The following is a 259-nucleotide window of genomic DNA, read 5'->3' as shown; positions in this document are numbered from 1 at the left end:
CCAACTCGTCCGCGCCGAAATCAAAAAGCCCGCCGGCAACACCGAGATCTGGACATACGCCTACGACCCGTTCGGCAGACGCCTTTCCAAAGAACGCCAAGACAAACTCGCCTGGACGAGCACCGAACCGAAACGCACCCACTTCGTCTGGGACGGCAGCCGCCTATTGCAGGAGTACACCTACAAAGGCAGCTACACCTATCTCTACACCGACCAAGACAGCTACGAACCGCTGGCGCAAATCTTTGACAACGCCAAA

1 pseudogene is annotated in these 259 nt (G+C 57.1%); it reads left to right on the top strand.

The annotated features are described in order from the left end of the window. Nucleotides 1-259: pseudogene (locus Q9I99_RS11375) on the top strand (type IV secretion protein Rhs); the annotation flags it as partial.

Origin of the sequence: Neisseria basseii (assembly GCF_962707005.1) — a bacterium.
Classification (GTDB): domain Bacteria; phylum Pseudomonadota; class Gammaproteobacteria; order Burkholderiales; family Neisseriaceae; genus Neisseria; species Neisseria bergeri.
Note: the sequence above shows the minus strand (reverse complement) of the source record. Positions and strands in the feature narration are given on the sequence as shown.